1 protein-coding gene and 1 pseudogene are annotated in these 2,676 nt (G+C 70.0%); both read left to right on the top strand.

The features are described from left to right. Positions 1-245 (top strand): annotated as a pseudogene (locus B2J89_RS20935) (DNA polymerase Y family protein); the annotation flags it as partial. Continuing rightward, positions 238-2,676 (top strand): error-prone DNA polymerase (locus tag B2J89_RS20930; RefSeq protein ID WP_169170776.1); only part of this gene is annotated, 2,439 nt, incomplete at its 3' end. The pseudogene B2J89_RS20935 and the gene B2J89_RS20930, both read left to right, overlap by 8 nt.

Genomic DNA, 2,676 nt, shown 5'->3' with positions numbered 1-2,676 from the left:
GCCTGGCGGTGCAGGGCCACCGCCCGTACCACCACGGGCTGCTGCGCCTGCTGGCCGGCCCGCACCGCGTGGAGGCCGGCTGGTGGACCGTGCCGGAAGAGGGTGGTGCGGCGGCGGCCGTGCGCGACTACTTCGTGGCGCACAACGACACCGTCGGCCTGGTCTGGGTGTACCGCGAGCGGCTCGGGCCGCAGGCCCAGGCCCCGGGGCCGTACCGCTGGTTTCTGCAAGGCCTGTATGCCTGAGTCCCCCAGCGCTGTCGCGCCCCCGGCGCTGCCCGGCTATGCCGAGCTGCACTGCGTCTCGAACTTCAGCTTCCAGCGCGGCGCCTCGCACCCCGAGGAGCTGGTCGAGCGCGCGTTTGCCCTCGGCTACGCCGCGCTGGCGCTGGCCGACGAATGCTCGGTGGCCGGCGTGGTGCGCGCCCATGTGCGCGCCAAGGCGCTCGGCCTGAAGCTCATGGTCGGCAGCGAGTTCCGCTTCGACGGCTTTCGCGTGGTCGCGCTGGCGCGCAACGCCGAGGGCTGGGGTAACCTGTGCGAGTGCATCACGGCGGCGCGGCAGGGCGCGGCCAAGGGCGGCTACAGTGCCGACCCGGCCGGGGGCCATTTCGCGCGCCTGCAGGGCTGCGAGCTGCTGCTCGTACCGTGCCGCGAAACCCTAAGAACTCCTGATTTTGTAGCTGTCAGCGCTTGTATATCAAGCGCCAGAGCCATTTTTGAGCAAGATTTCTGGCTGGCCGTCGAATTGCTGCTGCGCCCCGACGACGACCTGTGGCTGGCCACCCTGCAGCGCGTGGGTGCGGCCCTGGACTTGCCGCTCGTGGCGGCGGGCGACGTGCACATGCACCGGCGCTCGCGCAAGCCGCTGCAGGACGTGCTCACCGCCGTGCGCCTGGGACGCAGCGTGGCCGAGTGCGGCTTTGCACTGCAGCCGCATGCCGAGCGCCACCTGCGCCAGCGCGTGCGCCTGGCCAGCATCTACCCGCCCGCCCTGCTGGCCGCCACGCTGCAGGTGGCCGCGCGCTGCACGTTCAGCCTCGACGAGATCAGGTACCAGTACCCGCAGGAAACCGTGCCGCCCGGCATGACCCCCGGCACGGCCCTGGCCTGGCTCACCTGGGAGGGGGCGGCCGGGCGCTACCCCGAAGGCGTGCTTGGGGCGGTGCGCGCGCAGATCCTGCGCGAGCTGGAACTGATCGCGCAGTGCGAGTACGAGATGTACTTCCTTACGGTGCACGACATCGTGCGCTTTGCGCGCAGCCAGGGCATCCTGTGCCAGGGGCGCGGCTCGGCCGCCAATTCGGCCGTGTGCTACTGCCTGGGCATCACGGCGGTGAACCCACAGGAGTCCACCTTGCTGTTCGAGCGCTTCATCAGCAAGGAACGCAAGGAGCCGCCCGACATCGACGTGGACTTCGAGCACGAGCGGCGCGAGGAGGTCATCCAGTACATCTATGCCAAATACGGCCGCGAGCGCGCCGCCATCGCCGCCGTGGTCACGACCTACCGCACGCGCAGCGCGCTGCGCGACGTGGGCAAGGCGCTGGCCGTGGCGCCGGCGCTGGTCGATGCCTTTGCCAAGGAGCATCACTGGTTCGACGATGCACTGGCCGAGCACAAGCTGCAGGATCTGGCACAGGCGCTGGGCGTATCCCTGGGAGCGCACACCGCCCGGCTGTGGCTGGAACTGGCACGGCAGCTCAAGGGCTTTCCGCGCCAGCTGGGCCAGCATGTGGGCGGCTTCGTGCTGACCGACGGCCCGCTCACGCGGCTCGTGCCGGTGGAGCCCGCCGCCATGGGCGGGCGCTCCATCATCCAGTGGGACAAGGACGACCTCGATGAAATGGGCCTCATGAAGGTCGACGTGCTGGCCCTGGGCATGCTCAGCGCGCTGCGCCGCTGCCTGGACCTGCGCGCGCTGCTGCGCGCCGAGCGCTGGGCGCTGGCCGACATCCCGCGCGATGACGCCGCCACCTACGACATGGTCTGCGCCGCCGACACCGTGGGCGTGTTCCAGATCGAGAGCCGCGCGCAGATGGGCATGCTGCCGCGCCTCCAACCGCGCGTGTTCTACGACCTGGTGGTGCAGGTGGCCATCGTGCGGCCCGGCCCCATCCAGGGCGGCATGGTGCACCCCTACCTGCAGGCGCGCGAGCGCCAGCGCCAGAACCTGCCGCTGGTGCTGGAAAAAGAGGAATTGAAAAAAGCCCTGATGCGCACGCTGGGCGTGCCGATTTTCCAGGAGCAGGTGATGCAGATCGCCATGGTCGCCGCCCGCTTCAGCGCCGACGAGGCTGACGCGCTGCGCCGCTCCATGGCCGCCTGGAAGCGCAGGGGCGGCGTGCACCGCTTCGAGGCGCGGCTGGTCGAGGGCATGGTCGACAACGGCTATGACCGAGGTTTTGCCGAGCGCATCTTCCAGCAGATGCTGGGCTTTGGCGAATACGGCTTCCCGGAAAGCCATGCGCACAGCTTCGCGCTGCTGGCCTATGCCAGCAGCTGGCTCAAGTGCCACGAGCCCGCGTGCTTTCTGGCCGCGCTGCTCAATGCGCAGCCCATGGGCTTTTACCCGCCCGCGCAGCTGGTGCAGGATGCGCGCCGCCATGGCGTGCGCGTGCTGCCCATCGACGTGGCCTGCAGCGCCTGGGACTGCACGCTCGAGGGCGAGCTGCTG

Source organism: Acidovorax sp. SRB_24, from assembly GCF_012931925.1.
The sequence above is the reverse complement of the archived record's forward strand: the minus strand, read 5'-3'. Positions and strand labels throughout refer to the sequence as shown.